Origin of the sequence: Pararoseomonas baculiformis (assembly GCF_017813395.1) — a bacterium.
Lineage (GTDB): Bacteria > Pseudomonadota > Alphaproteobacteria > Acetobacterales > Acetobacteraceae > Roseomonas > Roseomonas baculiformis.
Genome location: NZ_JAGIZB010000079.1, coordinates 1 through 3,176 on the forward strand (window position 1 = coordinate 1; position 3,176 = coordinate 3,176).

Genomic DNA, 3,176 nt, shown 5'->3' on the forward strand with positions numbered 1-3,176 from the left:
CCTACTGTTCTCTGAAGGCTCTGTGGAAGCTGTCGAGGAGAGGTTGGATCATGTAGCGGAGGAAGGATCGTTCGCCGACCTGGATTTGTGCTTCGACGGGCATTCCTGGTCTGAGTTGGACGTTGTCGAGGCGTGCGAGTTGGCTTTCGTCGATGGTGATACGGACGCGGTAGTACTCGTGCATGGTGCGTTCTTCGGTGGTGACGTCGCCGGCGACGAGGGTGACCTCGCCGTTGAGGAAGGGGACGAGGCGCTGCTTGAAGGCGGGGAGGCGGACCTCGGCGAGGAGGCCTGGGTGGACGACGTCGATATCGGTGGGTGCGACGCGGACCTCGGCGATGAGCTTGTCGCGTGCGGGGACGAGTTCCATCACGGGCTCGCCCGGGCGGATGACGGCGCCTGTGTTGAAGAAGCGTGAGTTGAGGACGGTTCCGTCCTCGGGGGCGATGATCTCGCGGCGGGCGGAGACGTCGTTGGCGGCGCGGAGCTTTTCCTCGGTGTCGTTCAGGCGGGCGCGGACGTCGCGGCCCTCGGTGGAGACCTCCTGGAGGCGCTGGTCCATGACCTGTCGGATCTGGAACTGGGCTTCGGTGACCTGGGCGCGGGCGCGCTCGATCTGGGCGTTGAGGTCGGAGATGGTGCCGGTCGCGGCATGGACCTGGCGCTGGAGGGCGTAGAGGCGGGGCTGGCGCTCGAGGCCTTGTCGGACGAGGCCCTGGACGTCGCTTTCCTCGCGCTGGAGGAGTTCGAGCTGGCGGCGCTGGCTGGCGATCTGGGCCTCGGCGGAGCTGGCGAGGGCCTGGAACTGCAGGATGCGGGATTCGAGCACCTGGAGTTGGCTGCGAAGGCTTGCCTGGCGGGAGGCAAAGAGCACGCTCTGGCCGTTCATCGCCTCGCGCGCGCGGGGGTCGTCCGAGGCGAGGAGGTCGGGGTGGAAGGCGATGCCGCGGGCGCCGGCGAGCTCGGCGGCGATGCGGCTGTCCTGGGCGAGCAGGGCCCAGCGCTGGGCGCGGGCGGCCTCGCGGCCGGAGGCGGCCTGGACGTCGTCGAGGCGGAGCAGGGGCTGGCCGGCGCGCACCTCGTCGCCGTCGCGGACCAGGATCTCGCTGACGATGCCGCCCTCGAGATGGGCGATGGTGCGGCGGCTGCCCTCGGCCTTGATGACGCCGGGGGCGATGGCGGCCTCGCTGAGGGGCACGAGGACGGAGAAGGCCGTGAAGCCGCCGCTGAAGGCGAGGAGGGCGGCCAGGCCCAGGGCGACGGCGCCGCGGGTGCGCGGGCGGGGCATGTCGAGGACCAGCTCGGGCCGGGAGAGGGCGGGGGGGCTGGTGCGGCCGGCCGGAAGCCTGTCCGGAAGCCTGTCCGGGAGGACGGCCGGGGGGGCGGCGGGCGCGGTGGTGGCGAGGCTCATGCGGCAACCCCGGGGAGGTTCTTGGGCGCCTGCGGCGGGTTGCCGGGCGGCTGGGGAAGGTTGGGCGGGGCGTTGGGCGTGACGGGGCGGGCGGAGAGGCGGGCAAGGACCTCGGCGCGCGGCCCGAAGAGCTCGGCGGCGCCGTCGCGCATGACGAGCACCTTGTCCACGCCGCGCACGAGGGAGGGGCGGTGGCTGACAAGGACCACGGTCGCGCCGATCGCCTTGAGGCCGGCGAGGCCCTCGAGGAAGCGCGCCTCGGCATCGCCGTCGAGGCTGCTGTCGGGCTCGTCGAGGATGACCAGCCGCGGGTCGCCGTAGAGGGCGCGGGCCAGGCCGACCATCTGACGCTGCCCGCCCGAGAGCGCGCCCTCGGCCAGCTCGGTCTCATAGCCCTGGGGCAGGCGCAGGATGGCCTCGTGGCAGCCGGCAAGGCGGGCGGCGCGGTGCACGGCCTCGGGCAGGGCCTCGGGATCGAGGCGGGCGATGTTGCGGAACACCGTGCCCTCGAAGAGCTCCACATCCTGGGGCAGGTAGCCGATATGGCGCCCGACATCCTCGCGCGGCCAGGTGGAGAGGTCGGCGCCGTCCAGGCGGGCATGGCCGCTGAGCGGGGCCAGCGTTCCCACCAGCAGGCGCAGCAGGGTGGTCTTGCCCGAGCCAGAGGGGCCGATGATGGCCAGGCTCTCGCCGGGCTCGAGCGCGAAGGTCACGCCCTTGATGACGGCGCTCTGCTGGCCGGGGGGTGCCCAGGTCAGGCGCTCGGCGCTCAGCCGGCCCGTGGGCGCGGGCAGGGGCTCGGCCTCGGGGCGCAGGCGCGGCTGGGCCAGGAAGGCGAGCAGGCGGCGATAGGCCTGGCGCACCTGCACAAGGCCCTTCCAGCCGCCGATCAGCTGCTCCACCGGGGCCAGCGCCCGGCCCATGATGATCGAGCCCGCGATCGCCGCCCCCGAGGTCATGTCCTGGCGCAGCGTCAGCCAGGCGCCCACGCCCAGCACGGCGATCTGCACGGCCAGGCGGACGAACTTGGTCAGGGCCGAGAGCAGGGCGGCACGATCGGCCGCCTGCTGCTGCAGCGGCGCCGCCTCGGCCACGCCAGCGCGCCAGAGGCGCAGCAGGGCCGGGACCATGCCCATGGCATCCGCAGCCTCTGCGTTGCGCGCGATGGCATCGGCCCGGCGCTGCGTGGCCATGGCCGCCACATTGGCCCGGCGCAGCGGGGCGGCGGTGGCCAGCTCGCTCGCCAGCGCCAGACCAAAGAGCACCACCGCGCCACCGGCCGCGATGTAGAAGAGAATGGGATGCAGCAGGTAGATGACAAAGAGATAGACCGGCACCCAGGGCACGTCATACAGCGCCAGCGCCCCAGGACCCGAAAGCCAGGCCCGGCAGGTGCCGAGATCGCGCAGAACCTCCATCCGGTAAGGCCGGTTGCGCAAGGTCGCCTCCAGCGCCCGGGCAAAACCCTCCGGCGCCACACGCCCCTCCAGCCAGATCGCAACCCGCTGCATCACCTGCGCGCGAACCCCGTCCAGCAAGGCCAGCAACCCGATCGCGGCAATCGCCACCACCGTCAGCCACAACAAGGTGTCCAGGCTCCGCGTCGCAAGAACCCGGTCAAACACCTGCATCATGTACAGCGATACCGTCAGCTGCAGCAGGTTCACCACAAGGCTGAACACACCAACGGCACCAAACTGAACCCGGCACCCCGACAAAGCACTCTCAAGCGCATTCAGCCGCGGCGGTACCATCCAATGCTCCT

Annotated in this window: 2 protein-coding genes; both read right to left on the reverse strand. The window is 71.6% G+C overall.

Translation table 11 applies throughout. The features are described 5' to 3' along the window. Nucleotide 1 precedes the first annotated feature (1 nt). Nucleotides 2-1,411, reverse strand: a complete 1,410-nt coding sequence (locus J8J14_RS24490) for an HlyD family type I secretion periplasmic adaptor subunit (RefSeq protein ID WP_209382154.1) — start codon at nucleotides 1,409-1,411, stop codon at nucleotides 2-4. Continuing rightward, the coding region (locus tag J8J14_RS24495; RefSeq protein ID WP_342452534.1) for a type I secretion system permease/ATPase at nucleotides 1,408-3,176 on the reverse strand (1,769 nt) is incomplete at its 5' end. The genes J8J14_RS24495 and J8J14_RS24490, both read right to left, overlap by 4 nt.